Source organism: Streptomyces sp. JLSY215 (genome assembly GCF_059682825.1).
Genome location: NZ_CM185022.1, coordinates 1,350,051 through 1,373,493 on the forward strand (window position 1 = coordinate 1,350,051; position 23,443 = coordinate 1,373,493).

General features: G+C 72.3%; 19 protein-coding genes. 11 read left to right on the plus strand and 8 right to left on the minus strand.

Annotated elements, in window-relative coordinates; translation table 11 throughout:
- Positions 1-62: 62 nt before the first annotated feature.
- On the minus strand, positions 63-1,631 hold the full coding sequence (locus AC5677_RS06050) for a phytoene desaturase family protein (RefSeq protein WP_497193963.1): 1,569 nt from the start codon (positions 1,629-1,631) through the stop codon (positions 63-65).
- A gap of 178 nt (positions 1,632-1,809) precedes the next feature.
- Here AC5677_RS06050 and AC5677_RS06055 point away from each other — a divergent pair, with 178 nt between their 5' ends.
- Positions 1,810-3,135, plus strand: coding sequence for a glycoside hydrolase family 27 protein (locus AC5677_RS06055; RefSeq protein ID WP_497193964.1), 1,326 nt, complete (start codon positions 1,810-1,812; stop codon positions 3,133-3,135).
- Positions 3,136-3,155: 20 nt separating this feature from the next.
- Here AC5677_RS06055 and AC5677_RS06060 read toward each other — a convergent pair whose 3' ends face one another.
- The 3 genes from AC5677_RS06060 to AC5677_RS06070 form a co-directional block, all read right to left on the minus strand.
- Positions 3,156-5,111, minus strand: coding sequence for a serine/threonine-protein kinase (locus tag AC5677_RS06060; protein WP_497193965.1), 1,956 nt, complete (start codon positions 5,109-5,111; stop codon positions 3,156-3,158).
- A gap of 33 nt (positions 5,112-5,144) precedes the next feature.
- Positions 5,145-6,062, minus strand: a complete 918-nt coding sequence (locus AC5677_RS06065) for an oxygenase MpaB family protein (protein ID WP_497193966.1) — start codon at positions 6,060-6,062, stop codon at positions 5,145-5,147.
- A gap of 493 nt (positions 6,063-6,555) precedes the next feature.
- The gene (locus AC5677_RS06070) at positions 6,556-7,746 is read right to left on the minus strand and encodes an acyl-CoA dehydrogenase family protein (protein WP_497193967.1); all 1,191 of its coding nucleotides are present in this window, start codon (positions 7,744-7,746) and stop codon (positions 6,556-6,558) included.
- Between the two features lie 194 nt (positions 7,747-7,940).
- Between AC5677_RS06070 and AC5677_RS06075 the strand changes: the two genes are divergently transcribed.
- Positions 7,941-8,396, plus strand: a complete 456-nt coding sequence (locus tag AC5677_RS06075) for a group II truncated hemoglobin (RefSeq protein ID WP_497193968.1) — start codon at positions 7,941-7,943, stop codon at positions 8,394-8,396.
- A 74-nt stretch (positions 8,397-8,470) separates the two neighbouring features.
- On the opposite strand, the gene AC5677_RS06080 is transcribed toward AC5677_RS06075, so the two are convergent.
- From AC5677_RS06080 to AC5677_RS06090, 3 genes are all read right to left on the minus strand, one after another.
- Entirely contained in the window at positions 8,471-8,920 is a 450-nt protein-coding gene (locus AC5677_RS06080; RefSeq protein ID WP_497193969.1) for an SH3 domain-containing protein, read from the minus strand.
- A gap of 130 nt (positions 8,921-9,050) precedes the next feature.
- The gene (locus tag AC5677_RS06085) at positions 9,051-9,632 is read right to left on the minus strand and encodes a TetR/AcrR family transcriptional regulator (protein WP_497193970.1); all 582 of its coding nucleotides are present in this window, start codon (positions 9,630-9,632) and stop codon (positions 9,051-9,053) included.
- Positions 9,633-9,693: 61 nt separating this feature from the next.
- Positions 9,694-10,860 carry an FAD-dependent oxidoreductase gene (locus AC5677_RS06090; protein WP_497193971.1) on the minus strand — a complete coding sequence of 389 codons (1,167 nt, stop codon included), beginning with the start codon at positions 10,858-10,860 and terminating at the stop codon, positions 9,694-9,696.
- A 226-nt stretch (positions 10,861-11,086) separates the two neighbouring features.
- On the opposite strand from AC5677_RS06090, the gene AC5677_RS06095 reads away from it, so the two are divergent.
- From AC5677_RS06095 to AC5677_RS06120, 6 genes are all read left to right on the plus strand, one after another.
- Complete coding sequence (locus AC5677_RS06095; RefSeq protein WP_497193972.1) at positions 11,087-12,097, plus strand: FecCD family ABC transporter permease; 1,011 nt, start codon at positions 11,087-11,089, stop codon at positions 12,095-12,097.
- Positions 12,094-13,146 (plus strand): FecCD family ABC transporter permease, encoded by a 1,053-nt coding sequence (locus AC5677_RS06100; protein WP_497193973.1) that lies wholly within the window; start codon positions 12,094-12,096, stop codon positions 13,144-13,146. Before AC5677_RS06095 ends, AC5677_RS06100 begins: the two co-directional genes overlap by 4 nt.
- Entirely contained in the window at positions 13,146-13,958 is an 813-nt protein-coding gene (locus AC5677_RS06105) for an ABC transporter ATP-binding protein (RefSeq protein WP_497193974.1), read from the plus strand. Before AC5677_RS06100 ends, AC5677_RS06105 begins: the two co-directional genes overlap by 1 nt.
- 84 nt (positions 13,959-14,042) lie before the next feature.
- Positions 14,043-15,059 (plus strand): ABC transporter substrate-binding protein, encoded by a 1,017-nt coding sequence (locus AC5677_RS06110; RefSeq protein ID WP_497193975.1) that lies wholly within the window; start codon positions 14,043-14,045, stop codon positions 15,057-15,059.
- Between the two features lie 528 nt (positions 15,060-15,587).
- Entirely contained in the window at positions 15,588-16,775 is a 1,188-nt protein-coding gene (locus AC5677_RS06115) for an ATP-grasp domain-containing protein (RefSeq protein ID WP_497193976.1), read from the plus strand.
- 122 nt (positions 16,776-16,897) lie between these two features.
- Positions 16,898-18,721: an IucA/IucC family protein gene (locus tag AC5677_RS06120; protein ID WP_497196524.1), complete on the plus strand. Its 1,824-nt coding sequence runs from the start codon at positions 16,898-16,900 to the stop codon at positions 18,719-18,721.
- Here AC5677_RS06120 and AC5677_RS06125 read toward each other — a convergent pair.
- Positions 18,621-18,932, minus strand: coding sequence for a hypothetical protein (locus AC5677_RS06125; RefSeq protein ID WP_497193977.1), 312 nt, complete (start codon positions 18,930-18,932; stop codon positions 18,621-18,623). The genes AC5677_RS06120 and AC5677_RS06125 overlap by 101 nt on opposite strands.
- A gap of 190 nt (positions 18,933-19,122) precedes the next feature.
- Here AC5677_RS06125 and AC5677_RS06130 point away from each other — a divergent pair, with 190 nt between their 5' ends.
- From AC5677_RS06130 to AC5677_RS06140, 3 genes are read left to right on the plus strand one after another with little or no spacing between them, the layout of a single operon-like run.
- Entirely contained in the window at positions 19,123-20,328 is a 1,206-nt protein-coding gene (locus AC5677_RS06130; RefSeq protein ID WP_497193978.1) for an MFS transporter, read from the plus strand.
- Positions 20,316-22,142 (plus strand): IucA/IucC family protein, encoded by a 1,827-nt coding sequence (locus tag AC5677_RS06135; protein WP_497193979.1) that lies wholly within the window; start codon positions 20,316-20,318, stop codon positions 22,140-22,142. The genes AC5677_RS06130 and AC5677_RS06135 overlap by 13 nt, the downstream gene beginning before the upstream one ends.
- Positions 22,139-23,443, plus strand: a complete 1,305-nt coding sequence (locus AC5677_RS06140; RefSeq protein WP_497193980.1) for a type III PLP-dependent enzyme — start codon at positions 22,139-22,141, stop codon at positions 23,441-23,443. Before AC5677_RS06135 ends, AC5677_RS06140 begins: the two co-directional genes overlap by 4 nt.

Sequence of the window (23,443 nt, forward strand, 5' to 3'; positions counted from 1 at the left end):
GCGCCCCCGGCACCGGGCCCGCGACAGCTACCCCGGGCGGCCCCTGGGCCGCCGAACGCCCCTCAGCCCTCCTCCAGCACCGCCATCGCCGCGTTGTGCCCGGGAATGCCGCTCACTCCCCCGCCGCGCACCGCGCCCGCTCCGCACAGCAGCACATTGGCGTGCCCGGTGGCCACGCCCCAGCGGCCCGGTGCGCCGGCCCCGGCGGCCTCCTCGTCCGCGTACGGGAACGCCAGGTCCCGGTGGAAGATGTTGCCGCCCGGCAGCCCCAGCTCCCGGTCGAGGTCGAGCGGGCTGCGGGCCTCGATACAAGGGCGGCCGTCGGCGTCGCGGGCGAGGCAGTCGGCGATCGGTTCGGCCAGATGGGTGTCGAGTTCCGCCAAGGTGGCGGCGAGCAGCCGGTCGCGGGTGGCCGGTTTCTCGGGGGTGTCGGCGGCGAACAGCCCGGCGGGGGTGTGCAGTCCGAAAAGGGTGAGGGTCTGGAAGCCCCGGCGGACCAGGTCGCCGCCGAGGATGGAGGGGTCGGTGAGCGAGTGGCAGTAGATCTCGGAGGGCGGGGCGGCGGGCAGCTCCCCGGATGCCGCCTGCCGGTAGGCCGCCTCCAACTGGCCGTAGCCCTCCGCGATGTGGAAGGTGCCGGAGAAGGCCTCCCGGGGGTCCACACCGGTGTCCTTCAACCGCGGCAGGCGGGTGAGCAGCATATTGACCTTGAGCTGGGCGCCTTCCGCGGGCGGCGGCGGGGCCTCGCCGAGCAGCCGGGCCAGCTCGCGGGGGGAGGCGTTGACCAGCACCCGGCGGGCGCCGACGGTGCCCTGGGCGGACGTCACCTCGGCGCTGCGGCCGTCCGTGGCGATGGCCGTGACCGGGCAGTCGGTGACGATCTCCGCCCCGGCCCGGCGGGCGGCGTCTGCCAGGGCGTCGGTGAGCGCGCCCATACCGCCGATGGGCACGTCCCAGTCGCCGGTGCCGCCGCCGATGACGTGGTAGAGGAAGCAGCGGTTCTGGCGCAGTGAGGGGTCGTGGGCGGTGGCGAAGGTGCCGATCAGGGCGTCGGTGAGGACGACCCCGCGGATCAGGTCGTCGGAGAAGGTCTCCTCGACCAGCTCCCCCAGGGGGCGTTCGAAGAGGGCCTCCCAGGTGGCGTCGTCGTCGACGGTGGCGCGCAGTGCGGCGCGGGTGGGCAGCGGCTCGGTGAGGGTGGGGAAGACGCGCCCGGCAAGGCGGTGGGTGGTGCCGTAGAAGCGCTGCCAGGCGGTGAACTCCCGGTCGGATCCGGTGAGTTCGGCGAAGGAGGTACGGGTACGGGCTTCGCCGCCGCCCACCAGGAGGCCGGTGGGACGGCCGTTGCGTACGGCGGGGGTGTAGGAGGAGACGGTGCGTTTGCGGACCGCGAAGCGCAGGCCCAGGTCCCGCACGATCTTCGGCGGCAGCAGGCTGACGAGGTAGGAGTAGCGGGACAGCCGGGCGTCGACCCCGGCGAACGCCTGGGTCGACACGGCCGCACCACCCGTGTGGTCCAGCCGCTCCAGCACCAGCACGCTGCGCCCGGCGCGTGCGAGATAGGCGGCGGCGACCAGTCCGTTGTGCCCGCCGCCGACGATGACGGCGTCATACGAAGTCCGTTCCGGCATGCCCTTGGAATAGCACGCGGTGATCTCGGTGGCCAGGGCAGGCGGCTGAAACCTCCGGGCGGGTCGGTGCGGCTTCTTGACCGGGCCGGGGCCGACTTCTAGCGTCCGGCCGTGCGCCGCACCGATTCCGCCGACGGTGCAGCGCCCCGGCCGTCCCGCCCACCCCGTGAGGTGATCCGTGTCCCACCGTCAGGTTCCCCGCACCGGCCGCGCGTTCATCGCCCTGACCGCCGTCGCCGCCTGCTCGGCCGGGCTGCTCGCGGCCACCGGACCCGCCTCCGCCGCCTCGGACGCCGATGCGTCCTCCGGTACGACACGTACCGCGGCCCGCGCGCGCACCTCCGCCGCGTATCCGAATCTCGCCCCGACCCCGCCGATGGGCTGGAACAACTGGTCGTACTACCTGTGCAACGTCAACGAGAAGGTCGTCCTGGACAACGCGCGGGCACTGGTGCGGACCGGGCTCGCGAAAAAGGGCTATGACACCGTCACCGTCGACGACTGCTGGATGGCCAAGCAGCGCGGCCCCCAGGGCGAGCTGGTGCCGGACAAGGACAAGTTCCCGAACGGCATGGCGTACATCGGGCGGGAACTGCACCGGATGGGCCTGAAATTCGGGATCTACGAGGACGTCGGCACCCTCACCTGCGGCAAGTACCCGGGCAGCTACGGCCATTTCAACGAGGACGCGCGGCTGTTCGCCCGTTGGGGCGTCGACTACCTCAAGGCGGACGGCTGCAATGTGCCGCGGCCCGCCGGCCGCACCAAGGAACAGATCTATCGCGACGTGTACGAGCAGCAGAGCCGGGCGCTGGAGGCCACCGGACGGCCCATCACCTTCTCGGTGTCCGCGCCGGCCTATTTCCAGTACGACGGCGACAGCGTCTGGCACCAGGTCATCGACTGGTCCGCCAAGGTCGGCAATCTGTGGCGCGGCGGACGGGACATCGCCCTGGAGCAGCAGAGCCCGGCCACGAAGTGGTCCTCCATCGTCTACAACTTCCGCTACAACGCGGGACTGGCGCAGCTTCAGCGGCCCGGACGCTGGAACGACCCGGATTTCCTGCTCGTGGGTGACTCCGGGCTCAACCGGCACGAGATGCAGAGCCAGATGTCGCTGTGGGCGATGATGGCGGCGCCGCTGATCTCCAGTACGGATCTCGGCAAGCTCTCCCCGGAGGCGCAGGAGGTACTGGGGAACGAGGAGATCATCGCCGTCGACCAGGACCCGCTCGGCAAGCAGGGCAAGGTCATCGAGCAGAACGACGGCTTCACGGTGATGTCCAAGCCGCTGCGGCACGGCCGGCGGGCGGTGGCGCTGTTCAACACCGGTGACACGCCGCGGACGGTGTCCACCACGGCGGCCGCGGCGGGGCTGCCCCAGGCGTCCTCGTACCGGCTGCACGATCTGGTCACCGGACGCGTCCGGCACAGCGGCGGGGACATCGTCGCGCGGGACGTGCCGGCGCACGGCACCGTGCTCTACCGGGTCGCCGCGCGCTGAGGCGGCCGGGCCGCCGTCCGCTACCGCCGCGCGGCGCGCTCCTCGCGCAGCGCGGCGACCCGGCGGTAGAGGGCGGCCGCCTCGTCCGTGCGGCCCAGCTGCTCCAGGCACTGCGCCTCGTCCGTACGGCTGGCCAGCGCGTCGAGATGGCCGGCGCCCAGGACCCGTTCGCGGGCGTCGGCGACCTGGCGGTAGTCGACGAGCGCCGCGGCCCAGCGGCCCAGCCAGCCGAGCGCCACGGCGATCTCCCGGCGGCTGACGAGGGTGTCGGGGTGGTCCGCGCCGAGCACCCGCTCGCGCGCCGCCGCCACCTCGCGGGCTTCGGCCAGCGCCTCCTCCCACCGGCCCAGCCGCCCGAGGTTGACGCCCAGTCCGTGCCGGGCGCGCAGCGTCTCCGGGTCGTCGGCGCCCTGTGCGCGGCTGCGGACCACCACCAGGTCGCGGTAGAGCGCCAGGGCCTCGGCGCCGCGGCCCAGCCGGCCGAGGCCGATGCCGGTCTCGTAACGCGCCGCGAGGGTGTCGGGGTGGTCGGGGCCGAGCGTTACGGTGCGCGCCGCCGCCACCTCCTGGTAGGTCCGCAGCGCCTCCTGCCACCGGCCCAGCTGCCCCATCACATAGGCCATTTCGTAACGGGTGACGAGGGTGTCGGGATGCCGCGCGCCGAGCACCCGGGCGCGCGCGTCGGCGACCTCGCCGGCCATCGCGCAGCAGTCCTCCAGCCGGCCCAGGCGGGCGAGGCCGAACGCGAGGTGATGGCGGCAGTCGAGGGTCTCGGGGTGGTCGGGGCCCAGGACGCGTTCCCGGCCGGCCAGTACCTCGGCCCAGATCTGCTGCGCCTCGAAGTGCCGGCCGAGCCTGCCCAGCGCGAAGCCGTCCTCCAGGCGGGCGGTGAGGGCGTCGGGGTCGTCACCGGGCCGCACCGGCCGGGCGGATCCGGCGGCCGGGGAGGTCTCCTGGCGCTGGGTGCCGCTGCCGTCGGTCCAGGTGTCGGTGAGGACGGCGGTGGCCTGGTCGAAAGGGTGACGGCGGGGCGTGCCGGCCGGGGAGCCGAGGGTCATACCGCGGGTCCAGGAGGGCACGCGCCGGGTGGGAACGGCGTCCACGCGGGCCGCCGGGCCGGACCGCCCCTGGCGGGCGTCGGCCAGGCGTTTGCCCAGTTCGTCGGCGTCCTGGGGGCGGTCGTCCGGGTCCTTGGCGAGCAGATCGAGGATGATCCGCTCGTAGGGCTCGGGCAGATCGGGCCGGCGTTCGCGCGGGGGCCGCGGGGCGGTGTCGCGATGGCCGACGAGCACCGCCCAGGCGTCGCCGGTGCCGAACGGCGGGGCGCCGGTGGCGATCTCGTACAGCACACAGCCGAGCGAGTACAGATCGCTGCGGTGGTCGACGGCGTCCGCGCCGATCTGCTCGGGTGACATGTAGTGCGGGCTGCCCATGGCGACGCCGGTGCCGGTCAGCCGGGCGGTGAAGCCGATGTCGTGGCCGAGCCGTGCGATGCCGAAGTCGCAGATCTTGACCGTGCCGTCGATGGTGCGCACGATGTTCGCCGGTTTGAGGTCGCGGTGCACGATGACCTGGGCATGGGTGTAGGCGAGCGCGGCGCCGACCTGCTCGGCGATGTCGATGACGTCCGGGACGGGCAGCGGCCGGCGGCGGTTGTCGTCCAGCAGCTGGCTGAGGTTGCGGCCGTTGAGCAGCTCCATGACGAGGAAGAGGGTGCCGTCGTGCTCGCCGAAGTCATGGACGACGGTGATGCCGCGGTGCTGGAGACCGGCGGCGGCCCGCGCCTCGCGGCGGAAGCGCTCGCGCAGCACCGTCAGGAACCGCGGATCGTGCCGCGGCCCCATGGGCTTGAGGCATTTGACGGCGACCTGGCGGCCCAGCGATTCATCGCGGGCCCGCCAGACCTCGCCCATCCCGCCCCGCCCGATGATGTCGAGCAGCCGGTAGCGCCCTTGGATCAGCCTTTCTTCGGCCATCGCGTATCGCCGTCCCCCGTCCACGCCCCGCGTTCAGTCGTGCAGCTCCCCCTGCGGGTCCTCCTGCCGCTCCAGTATGGCGGCGGACCGGCGCAGCTTGTAGGGCGCTGGGCGGCTGCCGGGGCCGAGCCGCGCGACGGCGCGCAGGATGTGTTGCGGCGGAAGTTGCCAGCGCACGGCGGGGGGAACGGCGCGCAGGACCCGGCCGGTGGCGCGCAGCCGGCGGGTGACGCTGGCGGGCGGTGGCGCCGGGCGCCCGTACAGCTCGTGGGCGAAGGCGGGCAGTGCGCCGTAGGCGAGCGTGGCCACCCGGTGCCATACGAGCGCGCGGGCGGGCACGAGGACGGCGGGGGTCGGCGGGCTGCGCAGGAAGTCGTCGACCTGCCGGGCCTCGGGGGTGAGCGCGAGGGCGGGCCGGACGGCCGCGAAGTAGGCGGCGAGTGCGGCCCGGTCGCCGGGGACGGCGGCCGGGTCGAGGCCGACGAGCCGGGCGCTGACGCGGTGTTCGTCCAGGTAGGCGTCGGCCTGGGCGTCGCTGAGCGGGAATCCGGAGCGGCGCAGGACGTGGAGGTAGGAGTCCACCTCGGCGCAGTGGACCCACAGCAGCAGCTCCGGGTCGTCGATGCGGTAGCGCTCGCCGGTGGCCGGGTCGGTGGCGGACAGCCTGCGGTGGATGGCGCGGACCCTGCCACCGGCCCGTTCGGCAGCGTCGGTGGTGCCATAGGTGAGGGTGCCGACGAAGTTCGCCGTGCGCATCAGCCGGCCCCAGGCGTCGCGCCGGCCCCTCTTGTTCTTCTGGAAAGCAGCGGAGTTCTGGATGACGCCGGCCACCGCGCGGGGATGCAGCGCCTGGAGGTACAGCGCGCGGATACCCGCGATCCACATCATCGGGTCGCCGTGCATCTGCCAGGTCACCGAACGGGGACCGAAGAGCCCGGGGTCGCCTGCCATCACCACACCTCCCGCTGGACGCCGGTGTGACCGGGATTGCCGGTTGGCTCTCACCAACGCTACTGACCGGGAGCGACGCCCACCAGCACACGCCACCTGGGACGCGGCGGTGCGGTGGCTGCCCGTAGTCCCGCACCAACACCCTGACGTCGGCGAATTCGCGGGCTGCGGAAGGATGTGCGGCCCCTGCAATCGATGAAGTGAGCGAGTCGACAACCGTGACCCACCAGCCGCCGCAGCCGCCGCAGCCCGGATACGGCGCCTGGCGGCGACAGCGAGGCGCGTCAGAGGCAGCGGCTCCGCCGGCTGACCCGTCCCGCACTCCGGAACGGCGGCGCAGACTTCATGAGGTCTGTGCCGTCGTTCGGTACCGGGAGGATGAAGAATGTGACGGGGCATCACTTTCGCGCACCGGTAGCGGTGTTGATGCCCATCGCCCTCCTGGGCGACAGCCGCGCGGCAAGCGACCGCCCGAAGTCCTCGTCGCGGCCGGTCAGCGCCGTACGCGGGGCATCCCGAGGCCGATCCACGAGATGATCTCGCGCTGGATCTCGTTGTTGCCGCCGCCGAAGGTGAAGATGACGGCGGAGCGGTAGCCGCGTTCCAGTTCGCCGTGCAGCACCGCGCCGGCCGAGCCCTCCTTGAGGGGGCCCGCGGCGCCGACGGTCTCCATCAGCCAGGCGTACGCGTCGCGCCGGGCCTCGGAGCCGTAGACCTTGACCGCGGAGGCGTCCTGGGGGGTGAGCGTGCCCTGCTGGAGCGCGTCGACCATCTGCCAGTTCAGCAGCTTCATCGCATCCAGTTTGGTGTGGGTGCGGGCCAGCCGTCCGCGGACCCAGCCCAGGTCGATGACGCGGCGACCGTCGGCTAGCTTGGTGGCGGCGGCCCAGCGCTGGACGTTGTGCAGGGCGCGGATGGCCATGGTGCCGTGCGCGGCGAGGGTGACCCGCTCGTGGTTGAGCTGGTTGGTGATGATCCGCCAGCCCTTGTTCTCCTGGCCGACGCGGCGGGAGGCGGGGACGGTGATGTTCTCGTAGTAGCTGGCGGTGGTGTCGTGCGAGGCGAGGGTGTTGATGAGGGTGCAGGAGTAGCCGGGGTCGCTGGTGGGGACCAGGAGCATGGTGATGCCCTTGTGGGGAGGGGCGTCGGGATCGGTCCGTACCGCCAGCCAGACCCAGTCGGCGGTGTCGCCGTTCGTCGTCCAGATCTTCTGCCCGTTGACGACGTAGTGGCCGCTGTCCTCGTCCCCTTCGCGTACGGCACGGGTCTTCAGCGCGGCCAGGTCCGTTCCGGCGTCCGGTTCGCTGTAGCCGATGGCGAAGTCGATCTCGCCGGAGAGGATCCGGGGCAGGAAGTAGGCCTTCTGCTCGTCGGTGCCGAACTGCATGATCGTCGGGCCGACGGTGTTCAGCGCCATCAGCGGTAGCGGTACGCCCGCCTGCGCGGCCTCGTCGAAGAAGATGAACTGTTCCATCGGGGTCATCCCGCGGCCGCCGAATTCCTTGGGCCAGCCGACGCCGAGCCAGCCGTCGGAGCCGAGGCGGCGCACGGTGGCGCGGTAGAAGCGCTTCTGGGCGGCGGGGTCGGCGTACCGGGCGTAGGCGTTGTCCGGCACCAGTTCGGCGAAGTACGTCCGCAGCTCGGCCCGCAACTGCTGCTGCTCGGGGGTGTATTCGAGGTGCACGGCCCCTCCAGTTCGTCCGGTCCGGTCGTCCGGTGCGATGGCGCGCGGCGATTCTGACGGCCCGTCGACCGCCGGACCGAAGGGCACAGTAGAACGTGTTCCATTAATACGGAAGGGCCTCTCGGCACCGGCCGCCCGCTCTACGCTCACCGGACGATCACCGATGCGGTGACACAACGGAGGGAACCGGAGCCATGACCGAGCGGCCGCATACGCTGCTGGAAGCGATCGGCGGCATCGAGGTGCTGCGCCGTCTGAGCAACACCTTTTACGAAGCGGTGCTCGCCGACCCCGTACTGGCGCCGGTGTTCGCGGACTTCACCCGCACCCATATCGAGCATGTCGCCGTCTGGCTGGCGGAGATCTTCGGCGGGGACACCGCGTTCACCGACGAACTGGGCGGCCATCAGGCCCTGTTGCGCTCGCACCTCGGCCTGGAGATCACCGAGGAGCAACGGCTGCGCTGGATGGAGCTGATGGGCGGCGCCGTCGATAAGGAGCTGCCGGCCGACGAGGAGCTGCGCCGGCAGGTCATCGCGTACTTCGACTGGGGCACCAGGATCGCCCGCGAGGTGTCCGCCGACCCGGCCGGCACCGACCTCGGCGACCCGGGCCCCACACCCCGCTGGGGCTGGAACGGCCTGGTCTGACGCGCCCCTTCGGCGCGCATGCGGAAGGCCCGGTCCGGCACCCTGCGGTACCGGACCGGGCCTCACCGGGCCGGTCAGCCCTTGGCGTGCTTCGGCGGGTTGTTCGGTACGACCTTGTTGTGCGGCATGTCCTTGCAGAACTTGACGGCTCCGCTGTTGTTCACATGCTTCGCGGAGATCCAGCTGTCCCGCGTGTCACGGACCAGGTACCAGATGTTGTTCCCCTCGATGCTCTGCGCACGGACCTTGCACTGCAGGCCGATCCGCGCCTGGTGGCGGACGTAGCCGCGCACAAGGGCGTCCGTGCTGGGGTCCTGACGCAGGGTCAGGCCATGGCTGGCGGTGATCGTGCCGTACGGCTTCGCGGCCGCGCCCTGGGGCGGTGAGGGGGGCGCGGGGGGCGCCGCCGCCTGAGCGGGAGCCGCAGCGAGCAGCGTCGCACCGAGGGTGAGGGCCGCGGTCAGTGCACCCGCACCGGCCGCCAGCTGCTTGCCTCGGCCCCCGAAGATGTCGGTCGTGGACATAAGGTTCTCCTGTTCTTGACGCGCAATGCCACCATTGGCGCGAAGTGGACATTACGCGTAAATCACAAGAATTCGACGACGCAACGACGATCGAGGAGCCGTTCGTGTGACGAACTGATGATTCGTCCCGTCAGACGCCCAGGTCACCCCAGCCGTGTCGCAGAAGGGTGAAGATGCGGTCCAGGTCGGCCCCGGGGTCCGCGCCACCGCCGGCCAGCCGGGGCGCGGCCAGCGCATAGTGGGCCAGCGCACGGACCCGCACATCATCCGCATCAACACCGGTCTCCGCGGCGATCGCACCGGCCAGGGCCGTCTCGTGCCGCATCCACATGCGGTGCGCGTACTCGCCGAGCGCCGGGGTGCCGTCGATCAGCTCCCGGAACCGGCGGAACTCCGGGGCGTCATGGGCCTTGAGCACGATGTCCCGCAGGTGGTCACGGAGTCCGTCCAGGACCGTCCGGCCCGGTCCGCGCTCCCGTACCGCCGCGACCAGCGCCTCGCCCCGTTCGGTGTCCCGGTCGAAGACCAGCGCCTCTTTGCCGCTGAAGTGCTTGAACAACGTGGTCACCGACACATCGGCGGCCTCCGCCACATCCTTGACGCTGACCTGGTCGTAGCCGTGCTCCAGGAACAGCTCGAGGGCGGCGTCCGCCAGCGCCTTGCGGGTCTGGGCCTTCTTGCGTTCCCGGCGGCCGGTCGTCGGCTGAGTCATAACGTCAGACTAACTCTCAGGGTTGAGTGACTCGGAAAGTGGAGTCGGTACGGGCGGAGCGTTACGTGGTGGGCGGCTGGTCGGCGGAGCGCTGGAAGTGGCGCAGGTGGCGCAGCGAGCCCTGCGGGGCGTCGGGGGCGATGGCGTTGTCCAGGCCGCGGGCGGCGGCCTCGGCCGCACGGGCGGCGCGGGGCAGCATGCTCGCCTCGTACGCGCGCACCGCCTCGTCCAACTCGTCGTGCCTCGCGAGGGATTGGGCCAGTTCGCAGCCGTCGAGCATGGCGAGGTTGGCGCCCATGCCGGAGAACGGCGTCATCAGATGCGCGGCGTCACCCAGCAGGGTCAGGCCCGGGGTGTGGGTCCAGGTGTGGGGTACCGGCAGGGCGTACAGGGGCCGGTTGACGAACCCGCCGTCGCCCTCCCGTAGCAGTGCCAGCAGCCGGTCGTCCCAGCCGGCGAAGCGTTCCAGGAGCGCGGCGCGCACCGCTTCCGGGTCGGCGAGGTGCACGCCGCGCTCCAGCGCCCAGTCCTGGGACCCCCGGAAGGCGGCGTACACGCGGATCCGGGCGCGGGAAGTGCGCTGGGCGATCAGGGCCTTGTTGTCGTGTGCGGCCATCATGCCGCCGTCGCCGACGAGGCGGGCGACGGCCGGATGGCGGGTGTCGACGTCGTCGAACGCGGTCTCGACGAAGGTGACGCCCGCGTAGTGGGGCGAGTCGTCCGAGAGCAGCGGCCGCACCCGGGACCAGGCGCCGTCGGCACCGATGACCAGGTCGAAGGTCTCGGACGGGCCGCCGTCGAACTCGGCCTCGTGGGTGCCGTCGCCGCGCGGGTGGAGGGTGCGCAGATAGCGGCCCCAGCGGACGGTGCCGGGGGTGAGGGAGTCCAGGAGGAGGCGGCGCAGTTCGCCGCGGTCGATCTCGGGTCGGTCCGGTTCGCCGGCGTCCGGCGCATGCCGGAAGAGCACGGTGCCGGTGTGGTCCAGCAGGCGCATCTCCTGGCCCTCGGGGCGGGCCAGGGCGAAGAACTCCTTGTCCAGATCCGCCGCGCGCAGGGCCGCCTGACCGGTGGCCTCGTGCAGGTCGAGCGTGCCGCCTTGCGGACGGTCTTCGGCGTACGCATCGCGGTCGTAGACGGTGACCTCGATGCCGTGCCGCTGGAGGACCCGGGCGCAGACGAGCCCGCCGGGGCCGCCGCCGATGATCGCGATACGCGGGGTGGTGGTCATGACTCAAGAAAAGCACAGTGACTAAGAAGGTGCAATCAATACACTTTGAGAGTGAGTGAACCTCGCGATCCCCGGGGGGAAACCTTCGAAAGGCAGGATTGAGGCCAACTTCGCCGACAAAGAGGACAGTTACCCGCATCCAGTCCTTGCACTTGCAGAATTAGGTATGCCTAACCTAATGTAACGACGCGTGTCGACGACCAACCCACCTGCCACAGCACCCCCCGTGCCCGAACCGCGCCCCGCCGCGCGGACCTGGCGGCGTATCCCGCTGTTCGCGGCCGGCCTGGGCGCGCTGGCGGTCTGCGCGGCGCTGAGCCTCGCACTGGGGGCCCGTTCCGTACCGCTGTCCACCGTGCTCGACGCCCTGTCAGGGACCGAACACGGGCGGGACGCCCTCGTGGTGACGGGTCTTCGGCTGCCGCGCACCCTCGTCGGACTCGCGGTCGGCGCGGCGCTCGGCGTCGCCGGGGCGGTCGTCCAGGGCATCACCCGCAACCCGCTCGCCTCACCGACCACTCTCGGCATCAACGCCGGTGCCGGCTTCGCCGTGGTCACCGCGATCTACGCCCTCCATCTGACCCGTCCCGCCGAATACCTCTGGTTCGCCTTCGCGGGCGCCGCGGCGGCCGCCGTGTTCGCCCAGGCGCTGGCCCGGCGGGCCGGGGACCTCGACCCGGCACGGCTCGCGCTGGGCGGCACCGTCCTCCAACTCGTGCTGCTGTCCTGGACGTCCACGGTGATGCTGGCCAGCAAGCGCTCGCTGGACGAGGCGCGGTTCTGGCTGGCCGGATCGCTGGCCGAGCGCCCGCTGTCGGTGCTCTGGCCGGTGCTGCCGACCCTGGTGATCGGTCTGGTCCTCGCGCTGGTCCTCACCCCGGCGCTCAACGCCCTTGCCCTGGGCGACGATGCGGCGCAGGCGCTCGGCGTACCGGTGACCCGCATCCGGCTGGCCGGCGGCCTCGCCGTGGTGCTGCTCGCCGCCTCGGCCGTCGCGGTCGCCGGGCCGCTCGCCTTCATCGGACTGGCCGCACCGCACCTCGTACGGCAGCTGTTCCGCACCTCCGACCACCGCATCGTCATCCCCGGCTGCCTGATCGCCGGACCGCTGCTGCTGCTCGCCGCCGACATCCTCGGACGGCTCGTCATCCGGCCGTCCGAGCTTCAGGTCGGCATCATCAGCGCCTTCCTCGGCGCCCCGCTGCTGGCGCTGCTGGCCCGGAAGGTGGCCCGATGACCGACGTCCTGCGTCCCGCGCAGCCCGCCGCGCCGAACCCCGCGCGCCGTCGTGCCGTTCGCCGCGTCCCGCTGCTCGCCCTCGGCACCGTCGCGGTGCTGCTCGTGCTGGTCACGGTGTCGGTGTCCACCGGCGATATGCCGCTGCCGCCGTTCGATGCGCTGGGGGGCCTGTTCGGGCTGGGCGATACGGCCACCGTGCTGATCGTCCAGGAGTTCCGCGCCCCGCGGATGGCCGCCGCGATCATCGCGGGCGGCGGGCTGGCGGTGGCCGGTGCGCTGCTGCAGCGGCTGTTCCGCAATCCGCTGGCCTCACCGGATGTCATGGGGGTGACCGGCGGCGCGTCGTTCGGTGCGGTGGCGATGCTGGCCGCCGGTGCCTCGCAGGCGCTGATGCCGCTGGCCGCGCTCGGCGGCGGACTGCTCGCCGCGGTGCTGCTGGGGGTGCTCGGCTGGCGCTCCGGTGCGAGCGTGACCCGGCTGGTGCTGGTGGGCCTCGCCGTCCAGGCCGGGCTGACCGCCGCGGTGAACTTCATGGTCGTGCGCTTCCCCACCGAACTGGCGGGCTCCGCCCTGCAGTGGACCACCGGCTCGGTGTACGGACGGACCTGGACCGAAGTGTGGGCCGCGGGCGGCGCGGTGGCCGTGGCGCTGGTCATCGCCTTCGCGCTGCACCGCCGGCTGGCCGTACTCGACCTGGGCGACGACTCGGCTGGTGCGCTCGGTCTGAACACCGACGCCGCCCGCCTTCAGGTCCTGGTGACCGCGATCGTGCTGGCGTCGCTGGCCGCCGCGCTCACCGGGCCGGTCGCCTTCGTCGCGCTGGCCGTGCCGCACATGGTGCGGTTCCTGGCCGGCCCGCCCACCGCCGGGACGCTAGCGCTGTCCGGCCTCGCCGGTGCCGTACTGCTGCTCTCCGCCGATCTGGTGGCGCAGCATCTGCTGCCGGTCAGCGGGCTGCCGGTCGGGGTGGTCACCGCCACTCTGGGCGCGCCCTGGCTGCTGGTGCTGATGATCCGTCAGAGCAGTTCCGTGAACAGGAGTGTTTGATGACCGCCAACCAGCTCTCCACGCACGGGCTCGATCTGCGCTACGGCGACCGGCTGATCGTCGGCGGCCTCGATCTGGTGCTGCCCGGCGGCGCCGTCACGGCGGTCGTCGGCCCCAACGCCTGTGGCAAGTCCACCCTGTTGCGCGGTCTGACGCGGCTGCTGGCGCCCGCCGCGGGCACCGTCGCGCTGGACGGCGCGGACATCCACCGGATGCCGGCCCGTGCGCTCGCCCTGCGGATGGGGCTGCTCCCGCAGCAGCCGGTCACCCCCGACGCGATCACCGTCGAGGCGCTCGTACGGCTCGGCCGCTATCCGCACCAGAAGCTGCTGAGCCCCTGGTCGGCGGCCGACCAGCGGGCCGTGGAGGACGCGTTGGAGCGCACCGGGACCGCCGTGCTGCGCGACCAGTGCGTCGACCAGCTCTCCGGCGGGCAGCGGCAGCGCGCCTGGATCGCCCTGGCACTGGCCCAGGACACCGATCTGCTGCTGCTCGACGAGCCCACCACCTTCCTCGATCTGCGGCACCAGCTCGATGTCCTCGACCTGGTCGCCGAGTTGCACGCCGAGGCGGGCCGCACCGTGGTGATGGTGCTGCACGACCTCGGGCAGGCCGCCCGTTACGCGGATCACCTCGTGGTCCTCAAGGACGGGCAGCTTGCGGCGGCCGGCGCCCCGGCGGACGTACTCGACGCGGAGCTGGTCAAGTCCGTGTTCGACGTGGACTGCCGGGTGATCCCCGACCCCGAGACCGGCACCCCGCTGGTCGTCCCCAAGGGCAGCGCGAAGCGGCACACCGCCGTGCCCGCCTGACCCGGCCCGCTCTCCCCCACGAGCGCTCCCTTCCCTTCCCCGTCTCCCCTTTCTGCTCCGGTCCCCTAAGGAAGTCGAACCCTCATGTTCACCAGACCCACTTCGCGCCGTGTCCGCCGGCTGCCCGCCGCCCTGCTCACCCTCGCCCTCGGCACCGCCGCCCTCACCGCCTGCGGTGGCGGCAAGTCCGGCGGCGACGACGCGGCGAAGGCCGACGCCGGCGCCGGCTTCCCCCGCACCGTGAAGAGCGTCATGGGCGGCGACGTGACGATCCCCGCCAAGCCCAAGCGCGTCGTCGTCCTGGACACCGGCGAGCTCGACGACGTCACCACGCTCGGCGTCAAGCCGGTCGGCGCGGTCTCCCCGCACATGAAGACCGAGGGCGGCTTCCCCTCGTACCTGAAGGACGAGATCGGCGGCGTCAAGGACGTCGGTCCGCTGCTCGAGCCCAACCTCGAGAAGATCATCTCCCTCAAGCCCGACCTGATCCTGTCCTCCAAGGTCCGGCACGGGAAGATCTACGACAAGCTCAAGGCCATCGCGCCGACCGTCTTCACCGAGACCACCGGCGGCCCCTGGAAGGCCAATCTGAAGGTCCACGCCAAGGCCCTGGGCCTGGAGAAGGAGGCCGATCAGAAGCTCAAGGCGTACGAGGCGCGCGCCAAGGCGCTGGGCGCGGAGATCAAGAAGAAGTACCACGGCACGATGCCGTCGGCCTCCGTGGTCCGCTTCGTCGCCGGCCCGACCCGCCTCTACCAGAAGTCCTCCTACAGCGGTGTCGTCCTGAACGACATCGGCCTGGCCCGTCCGAAGTCGCAGAGCTCCACCGACCCGGTGAAGACCATGCTCGACGTCAGCCCGGAGGAGATCGACAAGGCCGACGCCGACCTGGTCTTCGTCACCGTCGCGGATCTGCCGGACAAGACCCAGAAGAAGGACGTCACGTCCAACCCGGTCTGGAAGGCGCTGCCCGCCGTGAAGAACCACAAGGTCTTCGACGTTCCGGACGAGACCTGGATGTCCGGCATCGGTATCCAGGCCGCCGAGCACATGCTCGCCGACGTGGCGAAGGCCACCGGCGTGCCGCTGCCGAAGGCCTGACCGACCGCCACCGAAGGCTGACGCCGAAGCCGAAGGCGGAAGGCGGAAGCCGAAGGGGCGGGCCGTTGTCCTCCGTGGTGGTCGGCCGTGAAGGTCGGCCGTGATGGATGGCCACGGAGGACGGCCGCTCATCGCCGCGGTTCGGATGAGGCCGCGTTCGGACGAGGTCGATGAGGATGTCCGTCGCTCGGAGCCTGTCCGCCCCCTTGGAGCCCGTCCCGCCCCGTCCTCAAAGCCGGCGGGTCCCGATGGGCCCGTCGGAGGGGGCGGGTCATCGGTCGGAGGTCCGAGGGATGTCCGTCCGCGGCGTACGGGGCGGAGGGCGCGTGCCTGTGCCCTGTGCGGCGCGTGACTGTGCCCTGTGCGGCGCGTGCCTTCGCCTTGTGCCTCGTGCTGCCTCCTTCTTTTCCGGCAACGCTTACGGAGAGTAATTAATTCCGGGCGGTGAGTGATGAGTTGTTGCTCTTGCCGCCCTGGCCCGCCCGGCCTGTCCCCCGCACCACCCTTGATCCCGAAGGGGTCCCGCTCATGCGGATGTATCTGCTCGCCCTCAACCCCACCGACTCGGTCACCGAGGGATTTCTGCCCGCCGCCGCCCGCCTCGGTCTCGATGTCACGGTCCTGACCGACCAGCCCGAAGCGCACCGGCGCCGCTGTCCCCAGACCGAGGTCCTGGAGTGCGACGTCCATGACTTCCGCGCCGTCATCACCCGCGTAGCGAGCCACCACCCGGCCGACGCGATCTTCACCAACAGCGATCACCTGCAGACTCAGGCGGCGCTGGCCGCCGACTACTTCGGGCTGCCCGGCAAGGACTGGCGGGCCACGCTGCGCGCCAAGAACAAGGCCGAGATGCGCCGTCATCTGGCCGCCACGGGCGTGGACACCGTGCGGTCCGTGGAACTCGGCCCCGGCCAGGACCCGACCGCGCTCGCCGCCGCCGACCTGCCCTATCCCTGTGTCGTCAAGCCCCGTGAGGGGGTGGCCAGCGAGGATGTGATGCTGGTCGACGGGCCCGAGGAACTCGTGGCGCGGGCCAAGGACATCCAGGCGCGGCGGCCGGAAGCGGCGCTGGTCGCGGAGGAGTTCCTGGCCGGCGAGCTCTACACACTGGAGACTCTCGGCGACGGCCGGCTGCGGCACGTCCTGGGTGGGTTCCACTCGTCCCTCTCCGCGCCGCCCACCTTCATCGAGGAGCGGCACGAGTTCGTCGCCGCCCACCCGGAGTCCGTGAGCGCCCAGGTGCTGGCCCAGCTGGACGCGCTGGGCGTCGGATTCGGCGCCTGCCACACGGAGTTCGTGGTGCACGAGGGCCGGGCGCGGCTCATCGAGGTGAACTACCGGGTCATCGGCGACCAGTGCGATCTGCTGCTCGCGCAGGTCCTGGACATTCCGCTGTTCGAGCACATTCTGCGGACGCATATGGGAGAGCCGCTGCCCGCGGACCTCGGTGCCCGCAAGGACGGCGCGGCCCGGGTGGAGTACGCCCTCGCCGACCGGGCCGGGACGCTCACCGCGGCACCCGAGGCCAGTGACCTGACCGCGGACGGCGTACGGCTGTCTTACCGGCCGCTGCGCGCCCTGGGCACCGAGCACCCCTATTACCGCACCAACCGCGACTACCTCGGCGTCGTACGCGCCATCGGCAGCGACCAGGGCGCGGTGGACCGGGCCGTGGACGGCTTCTTCGCCGCCGAGCGCTGGGAGATCTCGTGATGAGCGGAGCGCCGGGAGACCGCGTGATGCGTGATGCACCGGGAGACCGTGTGAGGAGTGGAGCACTGGAGACCGCCGGTGGTCGGGACGGTGGCGCTTCGGGCGGGGCCGAGGAGGCCGAACTGCAAAAGCCCGAGCCGCAGGAGGCCGAGCCGCAGGAGGCCGAGCTGCTGACGCGGGTCCTGGGCGCACTGCTGCGGGAGGACGTCGTCGGGCTGCGGAGCCGTAGCACCGTGCTGGAACGCCCCGACGGCCCCTGGCTCAGGCTGCCCGCGGACGAGGCGGCCGGCGCCCTGCTGCTGCCGCTCGCCGCGGACGGCTATCAGAGCGTGCACACCGCCCGGCTGCCGCTGCTGATCCGCGAGTCCGACGGCGCCCGGCTGAGCACCGTCGACGGCGCCCTCACCGCGCTGCGCGCGCTCGCCGACCCCGAGGACCACGAGGGCTTCGACGCCTTCGCCGAGGAGTGCCGCCAGACCCTGGCGACGATGCGGCTGCACGCCCGTACGCGGGACGAGGCGGACACGGAACTGACGAAACGTCACGGCGAGGACCCCGGCGCCTGGCTGGGGCTGGACGGCGGTCTGGCCTATGAGGCGCTGGCCGCCCGCCTCGACCATCCGGTCTATCCGACGTCCCGTGGCCGGGCCGGCCTGGACGAGGCACAACTGCGCGCGTACGCACCCGAATTCCGGCCGGACTTCGCGCTGCGCTGGCTCGCCCTGCCGCGCGCCGCGGTCACCGTGCCGGGCGGCGAGGCGACCCTGCCCGCCTGCTGGCCGACTCCGACGGACCTGGGCCTGCCGCACCTCGAAGGCAGCCATCTCCCCCTCCCCGTCCACCCCTTGACGCTCGGCGATGCGCTGCATGACGCGCTGCGGGAGAGCGGGCTGGAGGGCGAGGCGGTGCTGTCCGGGTCCGCCCGGCTCTCCGTCGTACCGACGCTGTCGATGCGCACCGTGGCGCTGCCCGCCGATCCGGCGCTGCATCTGAAGCTGCCGCTGGCCACCGCGACCCTGGGCCTGCGCAACCGGCGCACCATCAAGCCCCGCACGCTCGTCGACGGCGCCGAGGGCCAGCGGCTGCTGGAGAAGGTGCTGGCCCGCGAGCCGCGCTTCGCCCACTCGGTCCTGCAGGCCGACGAGACCGTCTATGCGCATGCCGGCCATGAACTGCTGGCCGTGCTCTGCCGTCGCTACCCGGCCGGCCTCGAGGGCAGCTCCGTCGTGCCGATGGCGGCGCTGCTGGGCCGGGCACCGGGCGGGCGGCTGGTGATCGACCACCTCGCGGACCGTTACTACGGCGGCGACCCGCTGGCCCTGCTGGATGCCTGCCTCACCCTCCTCTTCGACTGGCAGACCACCCTCTTCGGCTACGGCATCGGGCTCGAGTCCCATCAGCAGAACATCTCGCTCGTGCTGGACCGGGCGGCGGGCGGCACCCGGCTGCGGCTGCTGTTCAAGGACAATGACGCGCCGCGCATCAACACCGTGCGGCTGCGGGACACCCTGGGCACGGACGCGCCGGACCCCGAGGACTTCGCCGACCCGCGGATATTCGCCGACGGCGACCGGCCGGTGCTGGACCTGTTCACGACCATCACCCTCCACCTCTGCGCCGGCTCCTACGCCTTCGGGCTCGCCCGGCACGGCCGGGCTCCGCTCGGGCGGCTGCTGGGCCTGATACGCGACCGGCTCGCCGAGGCCGTCGAGCGGCTGGGCACCGGGGCGGGCGAGCCGGGTGCGGCGCTGCGCGCCGCCGTCCTGGACGCGCCCGAACTGCCGATAAAGGCCATGGTCAGCGCCGGGACGCTGCTCTCCAAGGAGCGCTCGGGTGCGGCCGACATCAACAAGCACTACGCCAGCGGTCCCAACTATCTGCTGCCGGAGGCTCTGTCGGCGAACTCTTCGCTGTGGAGCGCCGGGCTGCCGACGGGGATTTCTTGATGGCCACCACCTCCACTTCACGCACTTCGTCCACTTCATCCACTTCGTCCGCATCCTCGGCTTCCTCGGCTTCTTCCGCTTCGGCGGCCGACGCCACATCGGCGGCTTCCTCCGCTGCGCCGAATTCGCCGAGTTCGCCGAGTTCGCCGAGTTCGCCGAATCCGTCGAGTTCGACTTCGTACGACAGCGCCGCATCACGTATCACCCCCACTCACCGGACCGCTTCCGCGCCGGAGAACGCCGCTACCTCACAGAACACCGCCGGATCACAGAGAGTTGCCGGTTCGCAGGAGGTCGCCGGATCCGGGCGAGGTGCCGGAGCCGGTCGGTCGCGGAAGGTCGCCGCGGCCGCCGTCGAGACCAAGGTCCGGCGGGGCCTCCCGCGCCGTCAGGTGTACGCGGTGGCCGGCTGCTACTTCGTGGCGTCGTTCGCGGCGCTCGGCCTGCCGCCGTATCTCACCGAGATCCTGCCCGAGCTGGGTGACGGCGCCGCCCGCTGGGCCGGTCTGCTCTACATCGTGCCGACCATCTTCGGCGCCATCGGCGCCCCGCTGTGGGGCCGTCTCGCCGACCGTTTCGGTCGTAAACGGCTGCTGTTGCGCGCGCAGTTGGGGCTCGCCGCGGCGTTCCTGCTGGCCGGCTGGGCGGAATCGCTGGCGACGTTCGCCGCCGCGCTGGTCCTCCAGGGTGTGCTGGGCGGCACCTTCGCCGCATCGAACGGGTATCTGGGGGCGGCGCTCGAAGGCGCCGCTCTGTCCCGGGCGCTGACGGTGATGCAGGGCAGCGCCCGCGCGGCGCTGGTCTTCGCGCCGATCGTCGTCGGCGCGCTGACACCCTGGCTGTCGCCGCACCGCCAGTACGCCCTGCTGGCCGTACTGCCGCTGGCCGCCGCCCTGATGCTGGCGGCGCTCCCCGAGCCGCCGCAGCAGCAGTCGGCCGCGCGGCCCCCGGCCGCCGAGGTCGAGGCGACGGCGGTGGACGCCGCGGACACCCCCGCGGCCGAGCCGTCCGGACGCGCCCCGGCCACCTCCCTGCGCACGCTCTACGTGCTGGAGTTCGCCTTCGTCTTCTCGACCGTGATCTCCTTCCCGTACCTGATCTCGCTGATCAAGGAGCGAATACCGGGCACCGGCCCGATGGTGTCCGGTGTGCTGTTCGCGCTGCCGCACATGTGTTATCTGGTCGCGGCGATGGCGGTGCACGCGCTGTTCCGCACCCGTCCCCGGCTCGGCATCGCGCTCGGCTTCGCCTGTATAGCGCTCGGCCTGGCCGGCCATGGTTTCGCCGACTCGCTCACCGCTTTCGTCGCGGTCCGCCTCGTCCTCGGCGCGGGTCTCACCATGGGCCTGGTCTGCCTGTCCGTACTGGCCGCCGACTGCGCCAAGGGCCGGGCGCCCGGCGGGCTGTTCGGCTCCATCGAATTCTTCTCCAAGGCCGGCGCCGTCGCCGCCGGCCTGGCCGCGGCGGCCGGCAACGACGTGTTCGGCCCCGCCGCCCCCCTCCTGATCGGTACCGCGATCGCGCTGGTCACAGCGGTCGCGACCGTCATCCCCGCTCTGCCGTCCCGTCTCCCCCGCACCCGCAGGAGCCCTCGATGCCCCCGCTGACGAATTCCCCCGACACGGTCCCGGCCCCCGGCACCACCCAGGTCCCGGGCACCGCCCCGGCCGCCGCCCCCGCCGGTCCGCCCACCGCCGACCAGGCCGTCGCGCACACCCTCCTGAACTGTCTGCTGCGTGAGGTCTCCGGGCCCGAGCACCAGACCGCCGTCGACAGCGGCCATCTGCTGCTGCGGCTGCCGCGCCGCGGTGTGCTGCTGCGGATCGCGCTGCGCCGTACGTCGCTGATCGGCGCGCACCGCTTCACCGGCCCGGTGACCGAGGAGACCGACGGCGGCTGGGCCGAGGTCGGCTGGCGCCGGCTGGCCGAGTACGTCCACGCCGAGCTGTCGCTGCGGACCGGTGTGGACAACGACGAGTTCCTGGCCCAGATCACCTCCAGCCATCAGGCGATCTCCGCCGCGCCCGCCGGCCGTACGGCGCCGCGCCCGGCCGGACCGGCCGCCGACGCCGGGGCCGACACCGACGACTGGCCGGCCCGCTACCTCGCCTCCGAACAGTCCCTGGTCCTCGGTCACCGCTTCCACCCCACCCCCAAGGCCCGCACCGGCGACCCCGCCTCCTGGCGGTCGTACGCACCGGAGGCCGGGGCGTCCTTCCCGCTGCTGCTGCTCGCCGTGCGCGACGAGCTGATCGCCGAGGAGTCGGCCGCGCCCGGCGACGCCGCGCCCCTGGACGCGCTGCACGCCGAGGTTCCGGACGGCTACCGGCTGCTGCCCGCGCACCCCTGGCAGTACGAGCTGCTGCGCGACCACCCCGTCCTGCGGGAGGCGTTGGACCGCGGCGACGTGCGCGTCCTGGGCACCGGCCGGACCCCCTTCGCCGCGACGGCCTCCGTCCGCACGCTCTACGACGGCGCGTCCTTCCTCAAGTTCAGTCTGAACGTCCGGATCACCAACTGCCTTCGCAAGAACGCCAGTTACGAGCTGTCCGGGGCGGTCGCCCTCACCCGGCTGCTGGAGCCGGTGCTCGCCGACCTGGCCACCCGTTTCCCGGGCAGTGCGGTGCTGCGCGAGCCCGCCTACCGCAGCCTCGCCCTGCCGGGTCCGGACGGCCGGCCCGACACCGAGCTGCTCGAAGGGTTCGGCGTGATCATCCGCGAGGGCCTGTCCCGGCGGCTGCTGCCCGGCACCACTCCGCTGCTGGCCGCCGCGGTCGCCGACGAGTACCCCCACAGCGACGGCCATGTCTCCCGCCTTCTGGACGGCGCCGGCCCGCAGGCCGCGCTCGACTGGTGGGCCGCTTACCTCAACCTCCTCGTCCCGCCCGTGCTCGCCGCCTACTTCGACCACGGTGTGGTGCTGGAACCGCACCTGCAGAACGTCCTGGTCTGCGTGGACGGCGACGGCATGCCCGCCCAGGTCCTCTTCCGTGACCTGGAGGGCACCAAGCTCGTCCCCGAACGCCACGCCGAGCTGCTCGCCTCGCTGCCCGAGGCGGTCGCCGCGCCGATGACGTACGACGCACAGCGCGGCTGGGACCGCGTCGTCTACTGCCTGCTGGTCAACCACGTCTCCGAGATGCTCGCCGCGCTCGCCGATCTGCATCCGGACACCGAGGCCGACCTGTGGGCGCAGGTCCGGCGCACCCTGCAGACCCATGCCGACCGGTACGGCTGCCCGCCGCGGCTGGCCGCCCTGCTCGCCGGTGTGCCGCTGCCGGCCAAGGCGAATCTCCTCACCCGCTGGGAGCGCAAGGCCGACCGCGAGGCCGGCTATGTCCTGCTGCCCTCGCCGCTCGCCGAGTCCGTCCTGACCGGCACCGTACGCACCGACGACACCACCCCCTGGAACGCCCGATGACCGCCCCCACTCCCCTGGTCCGCAACCACACCCGCACCCTGCGGGGCGACGAACTCCCGGCGTACGTCTACGACTTGACGGCGCTGCGGGACCACCTCCGCGGTGTCCGCGCCGCGCTCCCCGCCCCCGTCGATCTGTACTACGCCGCCAAGGCCAACCCCGAACCGGAGATCCTGGCCGCGCTGCGCCCGTACGTCGACGGCTACGAGGTGTCCTCGGGCGGCGAACTGGCGCATGTCGAGGCGGCCGTACCCGGCGCGCCCCTGGCCTTCGGAGGTCCCGGCAAGACGCCGGCCGAGATCACCCGGGCGCTGGAGCTCGGCGTCGCACGCTTCCATGTGGAGAGCGTGTACGAACTGCACATGCTGGCCGAGCTGGCCGCCCAACACGCCGCGGGCCGGCGCGTCGCCGTGCTGCCGCGCTTCAACCTTCCGGTGGGCGACGGCGCCCTGGACGGCAGCTCGCTGGCCATGGGCGGTCGCCCCACCCCCTTCGGCCTGGACCCCGCGCGGGCCGACGAGGTGGTCACGCTGCTGACGGACGGCAGCTACCCGCAGCTGGAACTCCGCGGAATCCACGCCCACTTGGCGAGCGGTCTGGAGGCGCCCGAGCAGCTCACGGTCGCCGGGTCCATCGTGACCTGGGCCGCGCAGCTGGCCGAACGTCACCGCTTCCCGCTCTCCGAGGTGACCATCGGCGGCGGGATGGCCGTCGACTACGCCGCTCCGGATGCCCGTTTCGACTGGGCGGCCTACGGGGCGGGCCTGGCCCGGATCGCCGCCGCGCACCCCGGCGTCACGCTGCGCATCGAGCCGGGCCGCGCGCTCACCGCGTACTGCGGCTGGTACGCCACCGAGGTGCTGGATGTGAAGCGCAGTCACGGCGAGGAGTTCGCCGTGGTCCGCGGCGGCACCCATCACCTGCGCACCCCGGCCACCAAGGGCCACGACCAGCCCTGCACGGTGCTGCCGTCCGACGAGCCGTGGCCGCACCCGTGGCCCCGTTCGGCGGCGACGGGCGAGCGGGTGACGCTGACCGGCCAGCTGTGCACCCCCAAGGACGTACTCGCCCGCGAGGTCGCGGCGCCGGGACTGCGGGCCGGTGACCGGGTGGTGTTCGGGGTGGCCGGGGCGTACGCCTGGAACATCTCGCACCATGACTTCCTGATGCACCCGCGCCCGGGGTTCCACTTCCTCGGCGCCACGGAGCCCGCGGGTACGGAGCACGCGAGTACGGAGCACGCGGGGACAAAGGGCGCTGGTACCGCGGATCCGGTCGGCGTCGCGGCGGGTGGGGCCTGA